General features: G+C 65.0%; 1 pseudogene. It reads left to right on the forward strand.

The annotated features are described in order from the left end of the window. The first annotated feature begins 48 nt into the window (after positions 1 to 48). A pseudogene (locus GGR45_RS19505) lies at positions 49 to 1,252 on the forward strand (IS3 family transposase). Position 1,253 lies beyond the last annotated feature (1 nt).

A 1,253-nucleotide genomic window follows, 5' to 3' on the forward strand; every position in this document is an offset into this window, starting at 1 on the left:
ATTTGAGCCTAAGAAGGAGGCTTGGGGCTATCCCCTGAGCATAGGCTTATGTCCGTGTCCGAGATCATCACCGACGGCGGTCGTCGCCGTCACTGGAGCACGCCTGAGAAGCTGAGGATCGTCGAGGAAACGCTCGATGGTCGGGAGAGCATATCGGTGGTGGCGCGCCGCAACGGCGTGGCGCCGAACCTGCTGTATCGCTGGCGGCGACTGATGCTGGAAGGCGGGAGCGTCGCGGTTGCCGGCGACGATGACGTAACCAGCAACCGGCAGGTCCGCGAGATGGAAACCCGCATCCGCGAACTGGAGCGCCAGCTCGGGCGCAAGACGCTGGAGGTCGAGATTCTGAAGGAGGCGCTGGAGCGCTCGCGCCCAAAAAAAGCGAGCTTGCTCATGCACTCGCCGCTGCCGGGAACTATCCGGTGAGCCTGGTCGCCAGCACGCTCGGCGTCGGGCGCTCGACGGTGTACGACCGCCTGACGGGAACCACCAGGACGCGCGGGCCGTACTCCAAGGCCGAGGATGCCGATCTGCTGCCCCGCATCCGCCAGATCGCCGCGCAGCGGCCCACCTAAGGCTACCGCCGCATTGCGGCGGTCCTCAATCGACAGCAACGCGCCGAAGGACTGATGCCGGTCAACCACAAACGCGTCTATCGGATCATGGCGGCGGATCGCCTGCTGCTGGCGCGGCGCTACACCGAGCGCGCCGACTATGGCCATGACGGCGTCGTCGTGGCGATCCGCTCGAACCTGCGCTGGTGTTCGGACGGCTTCGAGTTCACCTGCTGGAACGGTGAGGTCGTGCGCGGCGCCTTCATCATCGATGCCCATGACCGCGAGATCATCGCTTGGCGCGCGGTCGCCAATGCGGGCATCAGCGGCTCGGACGTGCGCGACATCATGCTGGAAGCCGTGGAAACCCGCTTCGGCGGTATGCGCGCGCCCGTGCCGAGATGCTGTCCGATAACGGCTCGGCCTATACCGCTCGCGAAACACGGACCTTTGCCCGGCAGCTGGGCCTCAAACCCTGCCTCACGCCTGTCCGCAGCCCGCAGTCCAACGGCATATCGGAGGCCTTCGTGCATACCCTCAAGCGCGATTACGTCCGCGTCTCGTCGATACCCGATGCGTCCATCGCATTGACCGCCCTTGCTGGATGGATCGAGGACTACAACGACAACCACCCCCATTCAGGGCTCAAAATGCGTTCACCGCGCGAGCATCGCGCACTGGTTTCTGCAACCGCTTGAA

Source organism: Sphingomonas zeae (genome assembly GCF_014197135.1).
Lineage (GTDB): Bacteria > Pseudomonadota > Alphaproteobacteria > Sphingomonadales > Sphingomonadaceae > Sphingomonas > Sphingomonas zeae.